Genomic DNA, 20,753 nt, shown 5'->3' with positions numbered 1-20,753 from the left:
CGGGCCCCTCAGACCGAGGAGCCGGCGGCGCCGGAGCTGGCCTCGGCCAGCCCGTCCGGCGCCGGGGCACCGGCGCCCAGGTCGGCCAGCACCGTCTCGCCGCCGATCGAGCGCTGCCCGACCCGGACCAGGACGGGCGTCCCGGGCGGCAGGTAGGTGTCCACCCGGGAACCGAACCGGATCAAACCGTAGGTCTGCCCGGTCTGCAGCGCGGCGCCGCGCTCGACGTCGCAGACGATGCGCCGGGCGACCAGGCCGGCGATCTGGGTGACCACCAGCTCCTCGCCGGTGGTGGCCCGGATGGCCAGCGAGTTCCGCTCGTTGTCGGAGGAGGCCTTGTCCAGGTCGGCCGACAGGAACTTGCCCGGCCGGTAGGCGACCGCGGTGACCGTCCCGGCCAACGGGCTGCGTTGCACGTGCACGTCGAACACCGACAGGAAGATGGACACCCGCGGCCGCGGCGTCGGGTCCAGCCCGAGCTCGGGCGGCGGGGCGGCCTCCTCGATGAGCATGACCAGGCCGTCCGCGGGCGCCACCACCAGGCCGTTGCCCGGCGGCGGCACCCGGTGCGGAGCCCGGAAGAACGCGGCGGAGGCCAACGTGGCCACGGTGCCGATCCGGCCGACGATGCCGCCGGTGCGGCGGAGCCCGATGGCGCGGAGGCCGAACCGGGCGGCCGCGGTCACCGCGGCGGCACCCAGCACGATCGGACGACCGCCGGGGTGCAACGGGGGCATCGTCTGCCGGATCAAACCGGCCAGGTGCGCGCTGGTGCCGTTGGCCACCGCTTGGCTCGACCATCCTTCCGGGTCCGTGAGTCGCGACCCACGGTAGCCGAGTGGCTCCCCGCGACGCGTCAGCGCGGGGCGGCTCGCTCGTACTGCGGCGCCCAGTGCACCTGGCCACCCAGCGCGTGCGCCGCCCGCTGCGGCCACGACGGCTCCCGCAACAGCACCCGGGCCAGCAGCACGGCGTCCGCCGCCCCGTCGACCAGGATCTGCTCGGCCTGGTGCGGTTCGGTGATCATCCCGACCGCGGCGACGGGCAGGCCGGAGCCCTCCTTGATCGCCCGCGCGAACGGCACCTGGTATCCCGGGCCGACCGTGATCCGCTGGTGCGCGGCGTTGCCGCCGCTGGAGACGTCGATGAGGTCGACGCCGTGACCGGCCAGCATCTTCGCCACCTCGACGACCTCGTCGACCTGCAGGCCCTCGGGCACCCAGTCGGTCGCGCTCACCCGGACCAGCAGCGGCACGTCCTCGCCGACCTCGGCGCGCACCGCGTCGACCACCTCGACCAGCAAGCGGCTGCGCCCGCTCAGGTCGCCGCCGTAGCCGTCGGAGCGGGTGTTCGACACCGGCGAGAGGAACTGATGCAGCAGGTACCCGTGCGCGGCGTGCAGCTCCAGCACGTCGAAGCCGACGCCGACCGCTCGCCGGGCGGCCCCGGCGAAGGCGCGGGTGAGCTCCGCGATCTCGGCGACCGACAGCTCCTTCGGCACGGCCAGCCCCTCGAACGCCACCGGTGACGGGCCCACCGGCACCCAGCCTCCCTCGTCGGGCCCGAGCAGCCCGCCGCCGCGCCACGGCTGCGCGGTCGAGGCCTTGCGGCCGGCGTGTGCCAGCTGGATCCCGGCCAACGCGCCCTGGCCGTGCAGGAAGTCGGTGATGCGACGCCAGTCCTGCGCGTGCTCGTCGGTCCAGATGCCGGCGTCCCACGGGCTGATCCGGCCCTCGGGGGTGACCGCGGTGGCCTCGGTGATGACCAGGCCGGCGCCGCCCCGGGCCAGCCCGCCCAGGTGCACCAGGTGCCAGTCGGTGAGTCGGCCGTCGACGGCCGAGTACTGGCACATCGGCGCCACCCAGACCCGGTTCCGGATCTCGGTGTTCCGCAGCGTCATGGGGGAGAAGAGATGAGTCACGGTCCGGTCCAACCGGACGGGGACCGCGCTGCTTCCGGGGCATCCCCTGGTCGTGAGGGACGCCACGCGCATGCCCGACGGGTGCACCGGGACCTGACGCGGACGAGACGCCGCCGTCAAGATCATCGGTCCCGATCGCGCGGACCGGGGAGATGAGTGCGTGCAGCGGTGGTCGCGTCCCACAGGCGCCGTGGTCGTGGCGGTGTTGCTGCTGACCGGGTGCACCAGCGGCCCGCCCGACGGCGCCGCGCCGGCGACGTCCGGGTCGACCGAGGTGCCGGGCGGCGCCGTCGGCACCTCGCGCAACGCCGCCGACGCCGGCCTCGTCGTGGTGTTCGCCCCCGAGTCCACCAAGCCGGCGCTCATCGAGCTGGGCACCCGGTTCGAGCAGGAGCATCCGGGGGCCGGGATCTCGTTCACCTTCGCGCGACCGTCCGATCTGGTCGCCGAGCTGGTGGCCGGCGCCCCCGCCGACGTGCTCATCGCGGACACGGCCACCATGACCACGGCCGTGGACGGCGGTGTGCTCAGCGACGACCCGGCGGCCGAGGTGGTCGCCACCGGGGTGCACGACGAGGCGATCGCCGTGCTGCCCGGCAGCAGCCAGCCGGAGCTGGCCGCGGTGTTCGTGGAACTGGTGGCCGGGGTCAGCCCTCGTTCCGGTACGTCGGGGTGATGATCGCCCGGGCCAGGGTGTGGAACGCCAACTGGAAACTCGCCACCGCCGGTGAGGTGTCCGGGCCGACCTCGAGGGCCGGTGTGTCCACCGCGTGCACCACGAAGTAGTAGCGGTGCGCGTGGTCGCCGGCCGGCGGAGCGGCCCCCATGTAGCCGGTCTCGCCGCCGTCGTTGCGCAGCTGCACGGCGCCCTCGGGCAGCGCGGTCGACTCGGGACTGCCTGCGCCGTGCGGCAGCTCGGTCACCGACGCCGGCAGGTTGGCCAGCACCCAGTGCCAGAACCCGCTCGGCGTGGGGGCGTCGGGGTCGTAACACGTGACCACGAAGCTCTGCGTGCCCTCCGGGAAGCCGGTCCAGCTCAGCTGTGGCGAGCGGTTGCCGCCGCCCGCGGTGAACACCTCCTCCAGCGGCCGGCCGTCGGTGACGTCCGCGCTCGTCACCGTGAACGACGGTACGGCCGGCAGCTTGGCGTACGGATCCTCGGCGCGGGGGCGGTCGAGCGACATCGGCAGCGGTTCCTTCCGGATGGGGGATGCGATCGGGACGCGGTCGGGAGGGTCAGCGACGGGAGTTCGGGCGGCGGGTGACCAGGCTGATGATCAGCAACAGGACCAGCGCGCCGAGCACGGCGACGCCGAAACTGGCCCAGTCCCAGCCGAAGTCCCAGGGCTCGCCGGTGGCTGCCTGGTAGATGAACCCGGCCAGCACCGCGCCCAGGATGCCGGTGAGCATGTTGGTGATGCAGCCGCGGGGGCGGCCGTCCCGGACGACCAGGGAGGCCACCCACCCGGCGAGTGCGCCGAACACGATCCAGCCGATCCAGCTCATCGCGCGTCCTCCTCCGGGTCCGGGGCCAGCCCGGCCAGCAGCGCCGCGGCGGCCCGAGGGTCGGCCCCACGCCCGACGGCCACGCCGATCAGGTAGCAGGTCAGCGGACCGGCCTTGCGTTCCACGCCGTGCGCCACCTGCCGGGTCAGGTCCAGCAGCGCCGTCCGCACGTCGTCGGGCACCGCGTCGTCCGGCACGTCCAGCGCGCGGGCGGCCTCGGCGAGCCAGTCCTGGGCAGCGGTCATGGGTCCGACCGTAGCGCCGAGTCCCGACCGCGCCCCCGCGGGGCCGATCAGCACGCAACGAGCCCGACACGCGCACCCGGCAGACTGCCGGGGCCGCGCCACGAGGAGGAACCGCATGACCGTCCCGGATCCAGCACCCCCGGCCGCACCGGTGATCGTGATCGACGGTGGCCACGTCGCCACCGTGGACGCCGCCGGCACCGAGCACGCCACCGGACACGTCGTCCTGACCGGGGAGTGGATCACCGCCGTGGGCCCGGGTCCTGCGCCGGCCGAGGTCCTGGCGGCGGCCGACCGGGTCATCGACGCCCGCGGCTGCCTGATCACGCCGGGGCTGGTCAACACCCACCACCACCTCTACCAGTGGATCACCCGCGGCCAGGCCGTGGACTCGACGCTGTTCGGCTGGCTCACCACCCTCTACCCCGTGTGGGGTCGGCTGGACGAGGACGCGGTCCGGACCGCGGCGACCGGCGGGCTGGCCTGGCTGGTCCGCACCGGGTGCACCACCACCACCGACCACCACTACGTCTTCCCGCACGCCGGCGGCGATCTGCTGGCCGCGGAGATCGAGGCGGCCCGCCGGATCGGGATCCGGTTCCACCCGACCCGCGGCTCCATGGACCTGGGCCGCAGCCGTGGCGGGCTGCCGCCGGACCACGTGGTCGAGGAGATCGACGCGATCCTGGCCGCCAGTCAGCGGGCCATCGAGACCCACCACGATCCGTCCCCGGGCTCGATGCTGCGGATCGGGCTGGCGCCGTGCTCGCCGTTCTCGGTGACCGGCGACCTGCTGCGGCAGTCCGCGGTGCTGGCCCGCGAGCACGGGGTGCGGCTGCACACCCACCTGTGCGAGACGGTCGACGAGGAGGAGTACTGCCAGCAGCACTTCGGCATGTCCCCGGTCGATCACATGGCCTCCCTGGACTGGCTCGGCCCGGACGTCTGGCTGGCCCACGCCGTGCATCTGAGTGACCCGGCCATCGCCGCCCTGGCCGCGACCGGCACGTCGGTGGCGCACTGCCCGACGTCGAACGCCCGGCTCGGCGCCGGCATCGCCCGCACCCGGGACCTGCGTGACGCCGGCGTCGCGGTCGGCCTCGGCGTGGACGGGGCTGCGTCGAACGAGAGCGACTCGCTGTGGGAGGAGATCCACCACGCCGTGCTGTTCGCCCGGGCCAGCGGCGGCCCGGAGGCGCTGACCGTCCGGGACGGCCTGCAGATGGCCACCATGGGTGGCGCGACCGTGCTGGGCCGGCAGGACGAGATCGGCTCGCTGGAGGTCGGCAAGTTGGGCGACGTCGCGGTGTGGCGGCTGGACACCCTGCCGCACGCCGACGTGGCCGACCCGGTCGCGGCGCTGGTGCTGGGCAGTCAGCCTCCGCTGGAGGCGGTGCTGGTGCACGGCCGTCCGGTGGTCGAGCGCGACGCGGTGGTCGGGGTGGACGAGGAGGCCCTCGCGCGGGAGGTCACCGCGGCCAGCCGGCGGCTCTTGGCAGGATGACCGGAATGCGAACCGTGGAAGAACACGCCGGGGTGGTCACCGGGCTGCTGCACCGGCTGCCGGCCCAGCTGCTGCCGCTGGCCGAGGCCCGCGGCCGGGTGCTGGCCGAGGACCTGGTCGCCGGGCTGGACCTGCCGCCGTTCCCGAACTCCGCGATGGACGGGTACGCGGTCCGGGTGTCCGAGCTGGAGGACCGCGCGGGGGACCCGATCGCCCTGCCCGTCAGCCTGCCCGTGTCCCAGGACATCCCGGCCGGGCGCACCGACACCGCGCCGCTGGTCCCGGGCACCGCGGCCCGGATCATGACCGGTGCCCCGATCCCGGACGGCGCCGACGGCATCGTCCCGGTCGAGCACACCGACGGCGGCGTCGGGGATCCCGGAGCCGCCGGGGCCACGGTGACCATCCACGACCTGCCGGTTCCCGGGCGGCACGTGCGAACCCGCGGCGAGGACGTGGCCGTGGGCACCGTGGTGCTCCCGGCCGGGACCGAACTGGGTCCGCCGCAGCTGGGTGTGGCCGCGGCGCTCGGCGTCGCCGAGCTGCCGGTGGTCCGGCCGGCTCGGGTGCTGGTGCTGTCCACCGGCACCGAGCTGGTGGTGCCGGGACAGCCACTGGGCCCGGGGCAGATCTACGAGTCGAACTCGGTGATGCTGGCCGCCGCACTGTCGGCCATCGGCGCCGAGCCGGTGCTGGCCCACCTCGTCGCCGACGACGTGACCGCGTTCCGGGCGGAGCTGGATCGGGCCGCCGCCGTCGGCACGCCCGAACAGGTCGACCTGATCGTCACCTCCGGCGGGGTGTCGGCGGGCGCCTACGAGGTGGTCAAGGACGCGCTCACCGGCCAGGGGGTCGAGTTCGCGAAGGTCGCGATGCAGCCGGGCATGCCGCAGGGCGCCGGCGTCCTGGCCACCGCAGTCGGCGACATCCCGGTGGTCACGCTGCCCGGCAACCCGGTGTCCTCGTACGTCTCGTTCGAGGTCTTCCTGCGCCCGGCCCTGCTGGCCGCCATGGGCCACGCCGGCACCACCCGGCCGCTGCTGTGGCTCCCGCTCTCCGCGCCGCTGGACTCACCACCCGGCAAGCGGCAGTTCCGCCGCGCGCTGGTCGACGCGGCCACCGGCACGGTCGCGCCGTGGGGTGGGCCGGGATCGCACCTGCTGGCCTGGCTGGCCGGCTCGGACGCGATGATCGTGGTGCCCGAGGACGCCACCAGCCTGGAGGCCGGCGCGCCGGTCGAGGTGTGGCTGCTGGACTGAGTAGCCGCCCCGGGCTCAGTGCTCGTGCTTGATGACGAAGTACGAGCCGCGGATGGTCCCGGCCAGCTTGGAGCGCTGCCGGGCGAACTTGAACGACGACAGCTCCTGCGGCACCTCCATCCCGTCGGCCAGCTTGAAGCCGACCGCACGCTTGCCGCCGTCGGCCAGGGCGTACATGACGTTGATCGACAGACCGCTGGCGTAGAACACGTACGCGAACCGGGTACCGTCCACGTCGAACTCGCACGCCTCCAGCGGCGGAGACGCGATCGCCAGATCCCGTTCGTCCCACAGGATCCCGTGCACCCAGGCGATGGTGTCCGCGGCGTCGGCGGCGGGCGTCGTGGTGAAGGTCCAGTCGTACTTGTTCTTGAAGTAGCGTGCCTCGTTCGCGCGCAGGCCGGCGAGCGGCTCGGCGACGGGCGACGACTCCAGCCCGACGGTCGAGACGTCCACGAAGTCCACGGTGTACGTCATGCGACGACCTCCTGATCGCTCCAGTCGTTGCGGACCGTACCGATCATCGGTCTCGGCGGCGCCGGGGCCCGGGCGACGGCGCCGGGACGGTCAGGAGCCGACCGTCGGCTGCACCCTCGCCGTCCCAGGCGTTCGCGGCCACGTACAGGCGTGGGTCGGCCGGATCGTCGTCCAGCACGCAGGAGAACGCACCGCGGTCCAGGTGGACGGTGGTGAGCACGGCACCGCCCTCGGCAGGTCCCATGGTCGGAGCCCGCCCTCGCTCGTCCCTCGCTCGGTCGGCTCCTCCGACCCGCACGCAGCACTGCCCGGGCACGTCGGCGAACCAGCAGGCGCCGCTGGCGTCGAGGCTGATGCCGTCCGGGAAATGGTCGGGGGTGTCTGCCCAGACCCGGCGGCCGTCGAGCGTGCCGTCCTCGGCCACGTCGAACGCGGTGATCCGATGGCCGTGCGACTCGGCGACGAGCAGCGTGCGCCCGTCCGGGGCGAGGGCCATGCCGTTGGGGAAGTGCAGGGTGTCGGCCACCGGCCGGACGCTGCCGTCCGGCCCGACCACGACGATCGAGCCCAGCGGCGCGTCCGGCACCGACTCGCCGTAGTCGAAGCCGATGCCGTTCACGAAGACCAGTCCGGTCGGCCCGACCACGACCTCGTTCCACGGGTAGGGCGAGCTCGGAACGAGATCCGCGATCGGAGTCAGCGGCCCCTCCGGGGGACCGGCGACCAGCGTGCCGTCGTCGTTGCAGACCGCGATCAGCCGGCCGTCGGGCAGGAAGTCGAAGCACAGCGGACCCGACGACGACACCTGCACGACCGTCTCCACCGGGCCGCCGCCGGCCGACACCGTGAGGACGGTGCCGGCCAGCCAGTCGGCGCACCAGATCCGGCCGGCGTGCCACCGTATCGACTCGCCCATGCCGATCCCGGTCGCCAGCACGGACACCTCGGTCAGCCGCGTGCCGTCCACCCCTGGATCCGTGCCTGCGTCCATGGCACAGGACTACCGCGCCGGGACCGCCTTCGCATCGCGAGCGTCCCGCGGAGCCGCGTCCGGGAACAGCGTGCGCAGCAGGTCGGACAGCGTGACCACGCCTCTGAACTGTGCCGACTCGCCGTCGACGACCACGGCCAGGTGGTTGCGCGACTCGCGCATCGACTCCAGCCCACGGGCGATCGAGGTCCCGGCGGCCAACTCGAAGGCGGGCCGCAGCTCGCCGTCGACCGGGTCGTCACCCGGCGCGGTCAGCACGTCGCGGACGTGCACCACCCCGAGGACCCGGGCGCCGTCCCGGACCAGGATCCGCAGGTGCCCGGACGCGCGAGCGGCCGCTCGGACCTCCTCGACGGTCGCGCCGGCCGGCACCGAGGTCGGGCGCGCACCGGGGCGGAGCAGGTCACCCACGGTGAGGGTCTCCAGGTCGAGGGCCCCGGCCAGCTGCCGGGAGTAGGAGGCGTCCAGCGCCCCGACGTTCGCCGAGTGCTCGACGAGCTGCCGCAGCGTGCGCGGGTCCTGACCGGTGGCGGCCTCGTCGACCGGCTCCACCCCCAGCTTGCGCACGCACCAGTTGGCCATCCGGTTCAGCGTGATCAGCAGCGGGCGGAACACGAACATGAACGCCCGCATCGGGACGGCCAGCAGGATCGACGAGCGCTCCGGGTGGGCGATGGCCCAGGACTTGGGCGCCATCTCACCGACGACCAGGTGCAGGAAGGTCACCACCACCAGGGCGAGGACGAACGCGATGGCGTCGGCCACCCACAGTGCGATGCCCAAGCCGGTGAACAGCGGCGTGAGCGCGTGGTGCACCGCGGGCTTGGTGATGGCACCGAGCGCCAGCGTGCAGGCGGTGATGCCGAGCTGTGACCCGGCCAGCACCACGGTCAGCTCGGCCGAACTGCGCAGCGCCGCCCGCGCGGAGCGGCTGGTGATGGCGGCGTCCTCGAGCCGGTGCCGCTTGGCGGCCAGCAGCGCGAACTCGACCGCGACGAAGAACGCACTCAACACGATGATCAGGGCGGTGACGGAGACGATCACCCACGGGTTGCTCATGGCGTGCCTGCCGTCGGCGCGGCCGGCTCGTCGGCCGGGTCGGTGGAGGCGTCCCGCGCGTCGGCGGGACCGTGGACGGTGATCCGCACCTGTGAGGGCACGTGGTTGTCGATCTCCAGGACCTCCAGGTCGAGACGGCCCGGCGGCGGGTCGTCGGTGTGCGCGTACTCGGCGGGATCGGGCGGCAGCACCACGGTCATCCGGTCACCGACCGCGGGGAAGGTGCCCCGCTCGGTGATGGCGAGCCCGGCGATGGTCTCGTAGTCGCCCTCGGGCAGCGGCCGCTCGATGAGCCGGGCCACCTCGTCGACGGGCAGGTCGCCGGCCACCACCCAGGACCCTGCCTGCGGGTCCGCGGTGAACGTCGGCACCACCGGGTCGTGTTCGTCGCCGATCTCGCCGATGAGTTCTTCGGCCAGGTCCTCGGCGCTCAGCACCCCAGCGAAGCCGCCGTACTCGTCGAGTACGCAGGCCAGCTGGTTGCGGGTCCCGACCAGCCGGCCGAGCGCGTCCGGCAGCCGCATCGAGGTCGGCAGCAGCAGCGGCGGCCGCATCACGTCCGCGGCCGTCCGGCCGTCGAGCCGGTCCAGCGCCAGCACGTCCTGCAGGTGCACCACGCCCAGCACCTGCTCCACCCCGTCGGCGCCGTCGTCGAGCACCGGGTAGCGCGAGTGGCCCTGCTGCATGCGCAGCCGGATCTCGCTGATCGGCACGTCCGGACGGATCGCCCCGACCCGGGCCCGCGGGATCATGGCGTGCTCCACGTCCTGCTCGGGGAAGTCGAGGATCCGGTCGAGCAGCACCGACACCTCGTCCGGCAGGTCCCCGCTCTCCCGCGAGTCGGCGACGATGTGCTCCAGGTCGCGGACGGTGGCGGAGTGCTCGACGTCGTGCACCGGGTCGATCCGCAACGCCCGCAGCAGCAGGTTCGAGGACTTGTCGAAGACGGTGATCAACCAGCCGAAGACGGCCAGGTAGATGCGGGTGGAGCGGGACAGGCCGATGGCGATCGGCTCGGCCCTGGCGATCGAGAGGTTCTTGGGGACCAGCTCGCCGATCAACATCTGGATGAAGGTCGACACTGTCAGCGCAACGATCGTGCCGATGGCGATGCCCACGCCGGTCGGCACCGAGACGCCGCCGAGCAGCTCCCCGATCGCCTCGCCGATGAGCGGCTCGGCCACGTACCCGACCAGCAGGCCGGTGACCGTGATGCCGAGCTGGGCGCCGGACAGCATGAACGACGTGCGCCGGGTGATGGCCAGCGCACGCTCGGCCCCGGCGTCCCCGGACGCGGCCCGCGCTTTGAGGCGTGAGCGGTCGACGGACATGTAGGCGAATTCCTGCGCCACGAACCAGGCCGTGGCGGCGGTGATCGCCAGCACCACCAACAGCCCGATCAGCAGCGACAACGGCCAGATCACCGGTTCGAGCCCCCGTTCCGGTCCAGCGGGAACAGGGGCTCGGGAGAGTCGGGGTTCATCGGTCCTTCCGGCTTCGGGGGACGGGAGAGACGGGCAGGGCCCGTCCATCACGGGGATGTCCGGGCCTGGGTGCGCAACGACCGGTCGGGATGTTGAGTTCCCAACCGGTCGCCGGTCATGCGTGGTGTGCGCAGATCACAGACATGGGTCGGAGCCCGCGCTCGCTCGTGCCTCGCTCGCGCGACTCCCGCCCACATGGGTCGGAGCCCGCGCTCGCTCGTGCCTCGCTCGCGCGACTCCTCCGACGCGAGTCAGACCGCCGCGGTGGCCTCCTGGACCTGCTCCTTGTTCTCCACGGCGATCTTCAGGGCGACCAGCAGGCTGCGCAGCTGCTCGGTGACCTCGTCGTCGTTGCGCGGGTGGTTCTCGGCGAACCGCTGCAGCGACCCGGGGATCGCCACGCTCGGATCCGCCAGCACCGAGGCGCCGGCGATGCCGAAGGCCTTGCGGGCCTCGTCCTGGGCCCACACGCCGCCGTACTGGCCGAACGCGCTGCCGGCCACGACCAGGGGCTTGCCGAGCAGGGCGCTCGCGCCGAACGGGCGGGACGCCCAGTCGACCGCGTTCTTCAGTACGGCCGGCATGGTGCCGTTGTACTCGGGCGTGAACACCAGCACGGCGTCGGCGACCGTGATGGCCTCGCGGAACGCCTCGGCCTCGGCCGGCACGGTCTCCGGGGTGTCGACGTCCTCGTTGTAGAAGGGCAGCTCCGCGATGCCCTGGTACAGCTCGATGGTCAGGTCCTGCTGGGCGCCGAGCTCCTGCGCGGTGTGGGCCAGCTGCAGGTTGGTGGAGCCGGCACGGAGGCTGCCGACGATGGTCAGGATGCGAGTCACTGACGGGTGTCCTTCCGAACGAACGATGCCTCCGACGAGAGGCAGGGGTCCGGAAGCCGACGGACAGTGGCGGCAGACCCCAGGTGATGCTACGGGGGACGCGTCAACGAAATTTCCGCCGGCCCGCCGGAGTGACCACGCTCACGGGCGGTCTGGTCGGAGCCCGCGCTCGCTCGTTCCTCGCTCGCGCGACTCCTCAGCCGGTCTGGTCGGAGCCCGCGCTCGCTCGTTCCTCGCTCGCGCGACTCCTCAGCCGGTCTGGTCGGAGCCCGCGCTCCCTCGTTCCTCGCTCGCGCGACTCCTCAGCCGGTCTGGTCGGAGCCCGCGTTCCCTCGTTCCTCGCTCGCGCGACTCCTCAGCGGCTCCAGCGGCGCAGCATCAGCACCTGGGCCGCGACCGTGCGGCCGATCTCGGCCGGGTCCACGCTCTCGTCCGAGCCGTGGATCCGGGCCTGGGCGGTGTCCTCGGCACCCCACAGGATGACCTCGGCCCGAGGGGTGGCCTGCTGCAACGAGTTGATCAGCGGGATGGATCCGCCGGAGCCGATCCGGTCGACCGTCTCGCCGTAGACCTCGGCCAGCGCCCGTTCGGCCGCGGTGACCGCACTGCCGGAGGTGTCGACCGCGAACGGCCAGCCGACCTTCACCGGCTCGATCTGCACCTGGGCGCCCCAGGGCACGACGGACCGCAGATGCCCGATGAGCGCCTCGAGCTGGGCGTCTGCGTCACAACCCGGCACGATGCGCATCGACACCTTGGCCGACGCCTGGGGGATGAGCACGTTCGAGGCGTCGGCCACCCGGGGCGCATCCAGCCCGATCACCGTGACGCTGGGTCTGGACCACAGCCGGGAGGCCAGCGACCCGGATCCGATCAGCTCGACGCCGTCGAGCAGCGCGACACCCTCCCGGTAGACGTCCTCGTCGCAGTCCGCGCCCGGCCAGTCGTAGGACTCGACGCCCGGCACGACGGTGTCGCCGGCATCGTCGTGCAGGGTGGCCAACATCCTGATCAGCGCCACCAGCGCGTCCGGGGCGGCACCGCCGAACAGACCGGAGTGCACCGGGTGGTCCAGCGTCCGCACCGTGACGACGCACGAGACGTCGCCCCGCAGCGCGGTGGTCAGCGTCGGCCGGCCCACCCGTTGGTTGCCCATGTCGGCGATGACGAAGGCATCGCAGTCGACCAGGGCCGGATTCGCCTCGACGAAGTCCTCGAGGTGACTGATGGTCTCCTCCTCACCCTCGATGAGCAGGACCAGGTTCACCGGCGAGCCGGCGGGCAGCGACGTGAGGGCGCGGACGGTGCCGGCGTGGATGACGACGCCGGACTTGTCGTCGGCCGCGCCCCGGCCGTACAGCCGGCCGTCGGCCTTGAGCACCGGCTCGAACGGGTCGGTCTGCCAGCCCTGCTCCAGCGGCGCCGGCTGCACGTCGTAGTGCGCGTAGAGCAACACGGTCGGGGCGTCCGCCGGACCGGGCACCGTGGCGTACACGGCCGGGTAGCCGCCCGGCACCTCGAGGAGCTCGGCGTCCGTCGCCCCGGAGCGGCGGAGCAGGTCGGCGACCGCCTCCGCGGTGCGCAGCACCGGCTCGGCCGGGAAACCCGGGAACGCCACCGACGGCAGCCGGACCAGCGCCTCCAGCTCGCCGATCAACTCGGGCAGCAGCCCGTCCACGGCAGCGACGACCTCGGCAGCGGGTACGGGACCGGGAGTGGTGGTCATCGTCGGACTGTAGCCAGCAGCGCCGACACTGCCCCGCTGGAGCCAGGCCGGGACCCCGCCGCCGCACCCGGACGGGCGCGCCCGCCCCGATCGGGTGGTTCGGATCCGCCGACACCTGACGGCCGCTTGATCGACCCCTGCCGTCCATGAACGCTCGTCAGGATCCGGCCTCGGGGGAGTACCGGGCGAACAGTGTTCCGGGGGAAGGGGACAGCAGTGCGTCACGCAGGGGGACCGGCACCGCAGGACGACCACACGGACGGGGCGGCATCACGGCGACCGCGCCGGCTGCTGGTCCAGGACTACCTGGACGAGACACCGCGCTGGCCGGACGGGACGCCGAGCCGGCCCCCGATGACCCGGATGCAGCGCCGGATCTGGCTGCTGGCCTCGGCCGGCAAGTTCTTCGAAGGCGCCGTGGTGTTCCTGACCGGCATCGCGCTCCCGCTCATCCACGGTGAGTGGGACCTGTCCACCTTCGAGATGGGCCTGGTCTCCGCGGCGTCGCTGTTCGGCATCCTCATCGGGGCGTCGGCCCTGGGGGGCCTGTCCGACCGGTTCGGCCGCCGGTCGCTGTTCCTCATCGAGATGGTGCTGTTCACCGCGTTCCTGGTCGGCGTGCTCGTCAGTCCCGAGCTGCCGGTGCTCATCGCCTGCCTGTTCGGGCTCGGCCTGGCCCTGGGCTGCGACTACCCGACCGCGCACCTGATGATCTCCGAGACCATCTCCAGCCAGAGCCGTGGGCGACTCGTGCTCAGCGCATTCGCGTTCCAGTCGCTGGGAGCCATGGCCGGCACGCTCATCGGTCTGGTCGTGCTCGGCAACGCCACCACCCTCGGAGCGTGGCGCTGGATGTTCGGCATCATCATCGTGCCGGCGGTCATCGTCACGGTCGCCCGGCTCTTCGTGACGCAGAGCCCGCACTGGCTCGTCATCGCCGGCCGGGTCGAGGACGCCCAGCGGGAGATGCAGCGACTGCTGAAGCGGCAGCCGCCGTACCCGTCGGTGGTGACGCTGCACGCCGAGCTGAACGTGCCCGAGCACGGCAAGGGCCGGATGCGCCAGATCCTGCGGCCGCCGTGGCGGCGCTCCACGGTGTTGGCCTCGGTGCCGTGGTTCCTGCAGGACCTGGGCACCTACGGCATCGGCATCTTCACTCCGGTCATCATCGCCTCCACGCTGGGATCAGTGGACACAGTCGATGGCTCGTCCCCCGCGAACCCGGCGCCGCAGCACGTGGCGCAGATCGTGCAGAGCGACGCACTCGGCACCAAGGGCGCGGCCATGATCGACATCCTGCTGGTCGTCGGCATCCTCCTGGCCATCCTGCTGGTGGACCGGGTGGGCCGGATCAAGCTGCAGGTGGTCGGCTTCATCGGGTGCGCGGCCGGCCTGGCCATCGCCGCGGCCTCCGCGGCGTTCACCGGCGGGATGCAGACCCTGCTGATCTTCGCCGGCTTCATGATCTTCAACCTGATGACCAACCTCGGCCCGAACGCCATGACCTACCTGCTGGCCGGCGAGGTCTTCCCGACCCACCTGCGCGGTACCGGGGCCGGCTTCGCCGCCTCCGCAGCCAAGGTCGGTGCGGTGCTCACCGCGTTCCTGTTCCCGGTGCTCCTGGCCGACCTGGGCCAGACCGTGCTGCTCCTCATCCTGGTCGGCACCTCGCTGCTCGGCGCGGTCGTCACCTGGCGGTTCCGGGTGGAGACCGGCGGGCAGCTGGTCTCGGGGCCGGGGGCGCTGGTGGTCGAGCCGGGTGCGGTCGCCCACGGCTCGCGGGACGACGACCCGACGTCGGCGGTGCGGGCCGGCTCCGGTCCGGCGCTGGTCCGGCCGGCCCAGGCCGGCGAGCGCGGCGTCGATCCGGACACGGTCGTGCGGCAGGGCGACCCGACGCACACCGGCTGAGCCGCGGTCCGTCGCGTGGTTGCACTCGAGTGGTCCGAGTGCCAGACTCGATCTGGCACTCGGGTATCCTGAGTGCCAGACCGGAGCGGTGAGAGCTCCGCGCCGACGGCCACCTGGGTCGCCTGTCGGAGCGGGTTCGTCCGTCGCGGGCGCCGGCGCCGGTCACGCACCACCACCGAAGCTGCCCTGTCGCCGGCCCGATCGGCCGGCACCAGGTGAATCTGGAGGATGCACACCTCATGGCCAAGCTGATCGCTTTCGACGAGGAAGCGCGTCGCGGTCTCGAGCGCGGGATGAACACCCTGGCCGACGCGGTCAAGGTGACGCTCGGCCCGCGCGGTCGCAACGTCGTGCTGGAGAAGAAGTGGGGCGCTCCCACCATCACCAACGATGGTGTGTCGATCGCCAAGGAGATCGAGCTCGAGGATCCGTACGAGAAGATCGGCGCCGAGCTCGTCAAGGAAGTTGCCAAGAAGACCGACGACGTCGCGGGTGACGGCACCACCACCGCGACCGTCCTGGCCCAGGCGCTGGTCCGCGAGGGCCTGCGCAACGTGGCCGCGGGCGCGAACCCGCTCGGTCTCAAGCGCGGCATCGAGAAGGCTGTTGAAGCAATCAGCGGCCAGCTCCTCTCCAACGCCAAGGAGGTCGAGACCAAGGAGCAGATCGCTGCCACCGCCTCGATCTCGGCTGCTGACCCGGCCATCGGCGAGCTGATCGCCGAGGCGATGGACAAGGTCGGCAAGGAAGGCGTCATCACCGTCGAGGAGAGCAACACCTTCGGGCTCGAGCTGGAGCTCACCGAGGGCATGCGCTTCGACAAGGGCTACATCTCGCTGTACTTCGCGACCGACCCGGAGCGCCAGGAAGCCGTCCTGGACGACCCGTACATCCTGCTGTACGGCTCGAAGATCTCCGCGGTCAAGGACATCCTGCCGCTGCTGGAGAAGGTCATCCAGTCCGGCAAGTCCCTGCTGATCATCTCGGAGGACGTCGAGGGCGAGGCCCTGGCGACCCTGGTGGTCAACAAGATCCGCGGCACCTTCAAGTCCGTCGCCGTCAAGGCCCCGGGCTTCGGCGACCGCCGCAAGGCCATGCTGCAGGACATCGCGATCCTGACCGGTGGCCAGGTCATCACCGAGGACGTCGGGCTCAAGCTGGACTCCGCCGACATCTCGCTGCTGGGCACCGCCCGCAAGGTCGTCGTGACCAAGGACGAGACCACCATCGTCGACGGTGCCGGTGACGCCGAGCAGATCGCCGGTCGGGTCGCCCAGATCCGCGCCGAGATCGAGAAGTCGGACTCGGACTACGACCGCGAGAAGCTGCAGGAGCGGCTGGCCAAGCTGGCCGGCGGCGTGGCCGTCATCAAGGCCGGTGCCGCCACCGAGGTCGAGCTCAAGGAGCGCAAGCACCGCATCGAGGATGCCGTCCGCAACGCCAAGGCTGCGGTCGAGGAGGGCATCGTCGCCGGCGGTGGCGTCGGCCTGCTCCAGGCCGCCGTCAAGGCCTTCGACTCGCTCGAGCTGACCGGTGACGAGGCCACCGGCGCGAACATCGTCAAGGTCGCCGTCGAGGCCCCGCTGAAGCAGATCGCCGTGAACGCCGGTCTCGAGGGCGGCGTCGTGGCGGAGAAGGTCCGCAACCTGCCCGCGGGCGAGGGTCTGGACGCCGCCACCGGCGAGTACAAGGACCTGATCAAGGCCGGCATCATCGACCCGGCCAAGGTCACCCGCTCAGCGCTGCAGAACGCCGCGTCCATCGCCGCGCTGTTCCTGACCACCGAGGCCGTGGTCGCGGACAAGCCGGAGAAGGCCCCGGCTGCCCCGGCCATGCCGGGCGGCGGGGACATGGACTTCTGAGTCCGGTCCTCTCGCACCACCCCTGATCGACCCGAAGGGCGGTCCTGCTGCGGCAGGGCCGCCCTTCGGCGTCTCAGCCCATCCAGCTGCCGCCGTTCATGTCGATCACCGTGCCGGTGATCGACGCGGCCGCCGGGGAGCACAGGAAGGCCACCGTCCCGGCCACCTCCTCGGGCGTGGTCAGTTCACCGAGCGGCATGGCTGCGCGCAGCCGGTCGATCTCCGTCTCGGACAGCCGGTGCAGCATGGGCGTGCTGACCGGGCCGGGGGCCAGGGCGTTGACCCGGACGCCGCGCGGCCCCTGGTCCTTGGCCAGGTGCCGAGTCAGGCCGATGATCGCCGCCTTGGCCGCGGCGTAGGCGGGCCCGGACAGCCGGTTGCCGCCGTGCCGGCCGTTGACCGAGCTGAACAGCACCACCGACCCGCCGCGGGGCATCCGCGGCAGGACCTGCTGGCTGACCACGGCGGCCGAGGTCAGGTTGTCGTCGAGCACCCGCCGCCACTGCACCAGGTCGAGCCCGTCGATCCCGCCGGAACCCACCGAGCCGGCCGCGTGCACCAGGGCGGTCACCGAGGGGACGTCCTGCAGGGCACGGCGCACCGAGTCCGGATCGCTGGCGTCGTGCCCGAGCGCCCGGTCGACCAGCACGACGGTGCGGCCCTGATCGCGGAACTCCTGAGCGCACGCCGCGCCGATACCGCCGGCACCGCCGACCACGACGACGACATTCTCCATCGACTTCTCCCGTTCGGTGATGGCTCCAGGACCTGCGGCGACCAGGAAAGACATCGGTGCGAAACATGCGGCGCCGCAGGGAAGTCCGCGCGGATCGCGGAACAATTCGACGCGATCGGGGATGGCGCGAGACTATACACTCGCGACGTGTCGAACGAAGCCGCGGCCGTGGGCCAGGAAGAATCCGGCTCCAGCAGCGGAATCGAACGCGCCGTGCAGATCATCATGGCAGTGGCCACGACCGAGGAGCCGGACATCGGCATTTCGGAACTGGCCCGGCAACTCTCACTGAGCAAGGCGGTCGTGCACCGCGCGGTCCGCACGCTGGTGGCGTCCGGGTTCTTCGCCGTCGACGAGCGTACCCGCCGGTACCGCCTCGGCCCGGTGGCCGTCAGCGTCGGGCTGACCGCGATGGCCAAGATGGACGTGCCGCGGATCGCCGCGCCGCACCTGGACCGATTGGTCACCGAGACCCGGGAGACGGCAACGCTTTCCGTTCGGTTCGGCGACGAGCGCATGTACGTCTCGCAGGTGCTCTCGCCGCAGGAGATCCGGATGTCCGTGCAGTTGGGCATCCTCTACCCGCTCTACGCGGGCAGCTCGTCCAAGGCCATCCTGGCGGCGATGCCGCCGGAGGAGACCGACCGGTACCTGCGCACCGTGCACCTGGATCCGATGACCGGGTCGACCATCCGCACCAAGGATGCGCTGCGGCGCGAGCTGGACGCCGTCCGGGAGCGCGGCTACGCCATCAGCCTGGGCGAGCGGCAGGCCGGCGCCGGATCGGTGGCCGCGGCCGTCATGGACGCCGCTGGGCGGGTCTACGGCTCGCTCTCGGTGTGCGGTCCGGTGACCCGGATCGGCCTGGAGGAGGCGCACGACTACGGCGAGCTGGTCCGGGACGCGGCCGCCGAGGTGTCCCGCTCGCTCGGGCACCGTTCGTTACAAGCTCGTTAATACCCGCTGTTCGGCAGAACGCCGTTCCGCGGAGCGGATCGAGCGCATCCGTGCAGCTCAGAGCTGTCTACTCAGCGGTCGGGCGTGCGCTCGAAAGACCTGTGCAGCACGCCTGATCGCGCCCGGGCATGAAAAGAATGCTTGACCCTCCGACGAGGGCGCGCTTAGCCTCGGATCCACGGCCGGTACGCCGTTCCGCTAGGCGCAACGCTCGGGAAAGAGGGATCAATGGCGACACTCACCAGCAGCCCCGCTGTGGCGGCCGCTGCCGTCCGGCCGCGGCGGCGCAGGCTCAAGGACAGCCCGGCCCTGCTGTGGGTCACCACCCCGCTGCTGCTGCTCGCCTTCTTCGGCGTCTGGAAGCTCTACACCGTCCTGTTCGACGTGTCGCCGCTGCTGCTGCCGCCGCCGGAGCAGGTGGCCCGGGCGCTGTGGGACCTGCTGGGGCAGGACTACCTGTACACCGCGCTCTACTTCACGCTCTACGAGACCATCGTCGGGTTCGGTCTGGCCGCCGTGGTCGGGATCGCGCTGGGCATCATCCTGGGCCGCGCCCGGGTGCTCGAGCGGATCCTGTCGCCGTTCCTGGTCGCCACGCAGGTGGTGCCCAAGGTCGCCATCGTCCCGTTGTTCCTGCTGTGGTTCGGGTTCGGTGCGACCTCGAAGATCTTCATGGCCGCGATCATCGCGTTCTTCGTGATGATGCAGAACACCATCCTGGGCATCCGGTCCATCGACCCCGGTCACCGCGACCTGATGCGCGTCATCCAGGCGCCGTGGTGGAAGCGGGTCATCTCGCTCGACGTTCCGTCGTCCATGCCCTACGTGCTGACCGGCGTCGAGCTCGGCATCGTCTTCGCCATCACCGGCGCCGTCGTCGGTGAGTACCTCGGTGGCAACGACGGTCTCGGCGCGCTGGCCGTGGTCATGCTGTCCTCGCTGCGCACCGACCTGCTGTTCGCCACGGTCATCGTGATGACCCTGCTCGGCTTCGCGCTGTACGCCATCGTGGCCGGCATCCGCCGGTTCGCCATTCCGTGGCACGAATCCTCTGGACGCACCACGTCGTTGTGAGTGCGGTCGACGGTCTCCCGCCGTCCGAGCGCCTACGGCCCCGGCCGCGCGGCGCAGTCACATCCTTCCCTGATCAACGCTTCTCGTCACAGTTCGGAGCAAGCCTTCCATGATCAATCGCCGCCGCTTCCTGACCAACGCCGGCCTGTTCGCGGTGACGACCGCCGCCGGCGCACCCATCCTGATGGGCTGCGCGCCGACGTCGTCGTCGTCGAGCCCGGGCCAGGGCGGTGGTGGCGGGACGCAGTCGTCGGCCGCGAACCTGGTGTCGATCGCGTACGTGACGCCCTTCCAGCACATCGTGTCCCACGCCGACGTCTACATCGCCATCCAGGAGGGCTACTTCGCCGAGGAGGGGCTGCAGGTCGAGGCCATCGCCGGCACCGGCACCTCCAGTTCGGTGTCCCAGGTGGCCGCCGGTCAGGCCATGTTCGGCAAGGCGGCCGCGGTCATCACCTGCCCGCTCATCGGTGACCAGGGCACGCCGCTCATCACCGTCGGCCAGAAGGACCAGGTCAGTCAGTACAGCGTGGCCTCCGACCCGGCCAACCCGCTGCTCACCCCGGCCGACTTCCAGGGCAAGACCATCGGCGTCATCAGCCAGGGCGGTACGACCGAGCTGCTGCTGAACGCGATGTCGGTGGCCGAGGGCCTCGACCCGAACGGCGTCAACAAGGTCGTCACCGGGGCCGACGTGGGGTCGCTGGAGTTCCTGCGCCGCGGCGAGGTCGACGGCTTCATCACGTTCCTCGGCTCCGAGGTGGCGTTCGGGCAGATGGGCGTCGAGCTCAACTACCTGAACACCGACGAGTTCGCCAAGATGCCGGGCGATTCCTACTTCGTGAAGAAGGCCGACGCCGAGGCCCAGCCGGAGGCCGTGGTCGGCTTCCTGCGCGCCTGCCGCAAGGGCTACCAGTTCATGGCCGACCCGGCCAACATCGACCGCGTGCTGTCGGCCGTGGAGGCCTTCAACCCGATCGAGGTCTCGGACCCGGACCTGGCCAAGGCCAAGGTCGAGGGAGAGGTCAAGCTGGCCACCCCGTCCGGTGGCGGCGACGATTTCCTGACCATCGACCTGTCCACCTGGGAGTCGGCGATCGAGCTCATGCGGACCGCCGGGATCATGCAGAACACCGATCTGGGCGTCGACGCCTTCGTCACCACCGAGTACATCGACCAGGTCTGACCGGTCGCGAGAGCGACTA

Annotated in this window: 20 protein-coding genes; 8 read left to right on the top strand and 12 right to left on the bottom strand. The window is 71.9% G+C overall.

What is annotated here, in order from left to right; translation table 11 throughout:
* Positions 1-8: 8 nt before the first annotated feature.
* A complete protein-coding gene (locus JL106_RS04295; protein WP_328841291.1) occupies positions 9-785 on the bottom strand; it encodes a phosphatidylserine decarboxylase in 777 nt (258 codons plus the stop codon).
* 71 nt (positions 786-856) lie between these two features.
* Positions 857-1,900, bottom strand: a complete 1,044-nt coding sequence (locus JL106_RS04290) for an NADH:flavin oxidoreductase/NADH oxidase (protein ID WP_236006758.1) — start codon at positions 1,898-1,900, stop codon at positions 857-859.
* A 181-nt stretch (positions 1,901-2,081) separates the two neighbouring features.
* On the opposite strand from JL106_RS04290, the gene JL106_RS04285 reads away from it, so the two are divergent.
* Positions 2,082-2,597 carry a substrate-binding domain-containing protein gene (locus JL106_RS04285; RefSeq protein WP_205259466.1) on the top strand — a complete coding sequence of 172 codons (516 nt, stop codon included), beginning with the start codon at positions 2,082-2,084 and terminating at the stop codon, positions 2,595-2,597.
* Here the strand turns inward: JL106_RS04285 and JL106_RS04280 are convergent.
* From JL106_RS04280 to JL106_RS04270, 3 genes are read right to left on the bottom strand one after another with little or no spacing between them, the layout of a single operon-like run.
* A complete protein-coding gene (locus JL106_RS04280) occupies positions 2,569-3,105 on the bottom strand; it encodes a YbhB/YbcL family Raf kinase inhibitor-like protein (protein ID WP_205259465.1) in 537 nt (178 codons plus the stop codon). The two genes, JL106_RS04285 and JL106_RS04280, sit on opposite strands and share 29 nt — an antisense overlap.
* Positions 3,106-3,157: 52 nt before the next feature.
* Positions 3,158-3,427, bottom strand: a complete 270-nt coding sequence (locus JL106_RS04275; protein ID WP_205259464.1) for a GlsB/YeaQ/YmgE family stress response membrane protein — start codon at positions 3,425-3,427, stop codon at positions 3,158-3,160.
* Positions 3,424-3,672: a DUF6457 domain-containing protein gene (locus JL106_RS04270; RefSeq protein WP_205259463.1), complete on the bottom strand. Its 249-nt coding sequence runs from the start codon at positions 3,670-3,672 to the stop codon at positions 3,424-3,426. Before JL106_RS04270 ends, JL106_RS04275 begins: the two co-directional genes overlap by 4 nt.
* 115 nt (positions 3,673-3,787) lie before the next feature.
* Here JL106_RS04270 and JL106_RS04265 point away from each other — a divergent pair, with 115 nt between their 5' ends.
* Both JL106_RS04265 and moeA read left to right on the top strand, forming a co-directional pair.
* Positions 3,788-5,176, top strand: coding sequence for an 8-oxoguanine deaminase (locus tag JL106_RS04265; protein WP_205259462.1), 1,389 nt, complete (start codon positions 3,788-3,790; stop codon positions 5,174-5,176).
* A gap of 5 nt (positions 5,177-5,181) precedes the next feature.
* Positions 5,182-6,435 (top strand): molybdopterin molybdotransferase MoeA, encoded by a 1,254-nt coding sequence (gene moeA, locus JL106_RS04260; protein WP_205259461.1) that lies wholly within the window; start codon positions 5,182-5,184, stop codon positions 6,433-6,435.
* A 15-nt stretch (positions 6,436-6,450) separates the two neighbouring features.
* Here the strand turns inward: moeA and JL106_RS04255 are convergent, their stop codons facing one another.
* The 6 genes from JL106_RS04255 to JL106_RS04230 form a co-directional block, all read right to left on the bottom strand.
* Entirely contained in the window at positions 6,451-6,912 is a 462-nt protein-coding gene (locus JL106_RS04255; RefSeq protein WP_205259460.1) for a phage tail protein, read from the bottom strand.
* A gap of 43 nt (positions 6,913-6,955) precedes the next feature.
* Positions 6,956-7,879, bottom strand: coding sequence for an SMP-30/gluconolactonase/LRE family protein (locus tag JL106_RS04250; RefSeq protein ID WP_205259459.1), 924 nt, complete (start codon positions 7,877-7,879; stop codon positions 6,956-6,958).
* 33 nt (positions 7,880-7,912) lie between these two features.
* Entirely contained in the window at positions 7,913-8,962 is a 1,050-nt protein-coding gene (locus tag JL106_RS04245; RefSeq protein WP_205259458.1) for a hemolysin family protein, read from the bottom strand.
* On the bottom strand, positions 8,959-10,386 hold the full coding sequence (locus tag JL106_RS04240; protein ID WP_205259457.1) for a hemolysin family protein: 1,428 nt from the start codon (positions 10,384-10,386) through the stop codon (positions 8,959-8,961). Before JL106_RS04240 ends, JL106_RS04245 begins: the two co-directional genes overlap by 4 nt.
* Positions 10,387-10,697: 311 nt before the next feature.
* The gene (locus JL106_RS04235; RefSeq protein ID WP_205259456.1) at positions 10,698-11,282 is read right to left on the bottom strand and encodes an NADPH-dependent FMN reductase; all 585 of its coding nucleotides are present in this window, start codon (positions 11,280-11,282) and stop codon (positions 10,698-10,700) included.
* Between the two features lie 355 nt (positions 11,283-11,637).
* Complete coding sequence (locus tag JL106_RS04230) at positions 11,638-13,008, bottom strand: M20/M25/M40 family metallo-hydrolase (RefSeq protein WP_205259455.1); 1,371 nt, start codon at positions 13,006-13,008, stop codon at positions 11,638-11,640.
* 216 nt (positions 13,009-13,224) lie between these two features.
* Between JL106_RS04230 and JL106_RS04225 the strand changes: the two genes are divergently transcribed.
* Together JL106_RS04225 and groL are read left to right on the top strand one after the other, a co-directional pair.
* Positions 13,225-14,919: an MFS transporter gene (locus tag JL106_RS04225; protein WP_205259454.1), complete on the top strand. Its 1,695-nt coding sequence runs from the start codon at positions 13,225-13,227 to the stop codon at positions 14,917-14,919.
* Between the two features lie 239 nt (positions 14,920-15,158).
* Complete coding sequence (gene groL / locus JL106_RS04220; RefSeq protein ID WP_205259453.1) at positions 15,159-16,781, top strand: chaperonin GroEL; 1,623 nt, start codon at positions 15,159-15,161, stop codon at positions 16,779-16,781.
* A 73-nt stretch (positions 16,782-16,854) separates the two neighbouring features.
* On the opposite strand, the gene JL106_RS04215 is transcribed toward groL, so the two are convergent.
* Positions 16,855-17,571: an SDR family NAD(P)-dependent oxidoreductase gene (locus JL106_RS04215; RefSeq protein WP_205259452.1), complete on the bottom strand. Its 717-nt coding sequence runs from the start codon at positions 17,569-17,571 to the stop codon at positions 16,855-16,857.
* Positions 17,572-17,664: 93 nt separating this feature from the next.
* Here JL106_RS04215 and JL106_RS04210 point away from each other — a divergent pair, with 93 nt between their 5' ends.
* The 3 genes from JL106_RS04210 (at position 17,665) to JL106_RS04200 (ending at position 20,734) form a co-directional block, all read left to right on the top strand.
* The gene (locus JL106_RS04210; protein ID WP_205259451.1) at positions 17,665-18,474 is read left to right on the top strand and encodes an IclR family transcriptional regulator; all 810 of its coding nucleotides are present in this window, start codon (positions 17,665-17,667) and stop codon (positions 18,472-18,474) included.
* A 228-nt stretch (positions 18,475-18,702) separates the two neighbouring features.
* Positions 18,703-19,548, top strand: a complete 846-nt coding sequence (locus JL106_RS04205; RefSeq protein WP_205259450.1) for an ABC transporter permease — start codon at positions 18,703-18,705, stop codon at positions 19,546-19,548.
* A gap of 109 nt (positions 19,549-19,657) precedes the next feature.
* The gene (locus JL106_RS04200) at positions 19,658-20,734 is read left to right on the top strand and encodes an ABC transporter substrate-binding protein (protein WP_205259449.1); all 1,077 of its coding nucleotides are present in this window, start codon (positions 19,658-19,660) and stop codon (positions 20,732-20,734) included.
* The last annotated feature ends 19 nt before the right edge of the window (positions 20,735-20,753 follow it).

The sequence above is a fragment of the Nakamurella leprariae genome, from assembly GCF_016918035.1.
Lineage (GTDB): Bacteria > Actinomycetota > Actinomycetes > Mycobacteriales > Nakamurellaceae > Nakamurella > Nakamurella leprariae.
Note: the sequence above shows the minus strand (reverse complement) of the source record. Positions and strands in the feature narration are given on the sequence as shown.

What these genes read in the sequence shown, in the direction of transcription:
- JL106_RS04200 (WP_205259449.1), top strand. Translation starts at nt 19,658, where the DNA reads ATGATCAATCGCCGCCGCTTCCTGACCAACGCCGGCCTGTTCGCGGTG.
- groL (WP_205259453.1), top strand. Translation starts at nt 15,159, where the DNA reads ATGGCCAAGCTGATCGCTTTCGACGAGGAAGCGCGTCGCGGTCTCGAG.
- JL106_RS04270 (WP_205259463.1), bottom strand. Translation starts at nt 3,672, where the DNA reads ATGACCGCTGCCCAGGACTGGCTCGCCGAGGCCGCCCGCGCGCTGGAC.
- JL106_RS04245 (WP_205259458.1), bottom strand. Translation starts at nt 8,962, where the DNA reads ATGAGCAACCCGTGGGTGATCGTCTCCGTCACCGCCCTGATCATCGTG.
- JL106_RS04205 (WP_205259450.1), top strand. Translation starts at nt 18,703, where the DNA reads ATGGCGACACTCACCAGCAGCCCCGCTGTGGCGGCCGCTGCCGTCCGG.
- JL106_RS04280 (WP_205259465.1), bottom strand. Translation starts at nt 3,105, where the DNA reads ATGTCGCTCGACCGCCCCCGCGCCGAGGATCCGTACGCCAAGCTGCCG.
- JL106_RS04230 (WP_205259455.1), bottom strand. Translation starts at nt 13,008, where the DNA reads ATGACCACCACTCCCGGTCCCGTACCCGCTGCCGAGGTCGTCGCTGCC.
- JL106_RS04275 (WP_205259464.1), bottom strand. Translation starts at nt 3,427, where the DNA reads ATGAGCTGGATCGGCTGGATCGTGTTCGGCGCACTCGCCGGGTGGGTG.
- JL106_RS04215 (WP_205259452.1), bottom strand. Translation starts at nt 17,571, where the DNA reads ATGTCTTTCCTGGTCGCCGCAGGTCCTGGAGCCATCACCGAACGGGAG.
- JL106_RS04290 (WP_236006758.1), bottom strand. Translation starts at nt 1,900, where the DNA reads ATGACGCTGCGGAACACCGAGATCCGGAACCGGGTCTGGGTGGCGCCG.
- JL106_RS04265 (WP_205259462.1), top strand. Translation starts at nt 3,788, where the DNA reads ATGACCGTCCCGGATCCAGCACCCCCGGCCGCACCGGTGATCGTGATC.
- moeA (WP_205259461.1), top strand. Translation starts at nt 5,182, where the DNA reads ATGCGAACCGTGGAAGAACACGCCGGGGTGGTCACCGGGCTGCTGCAC.
- JL106_RS04255 (WP_205259460.1), bottom strand. Translation starts at nt 6,912, where the DNA reads ATGACGTACACCGTGGACTTCGTGGACGTCTCGACCGTCGGGCTGGAG.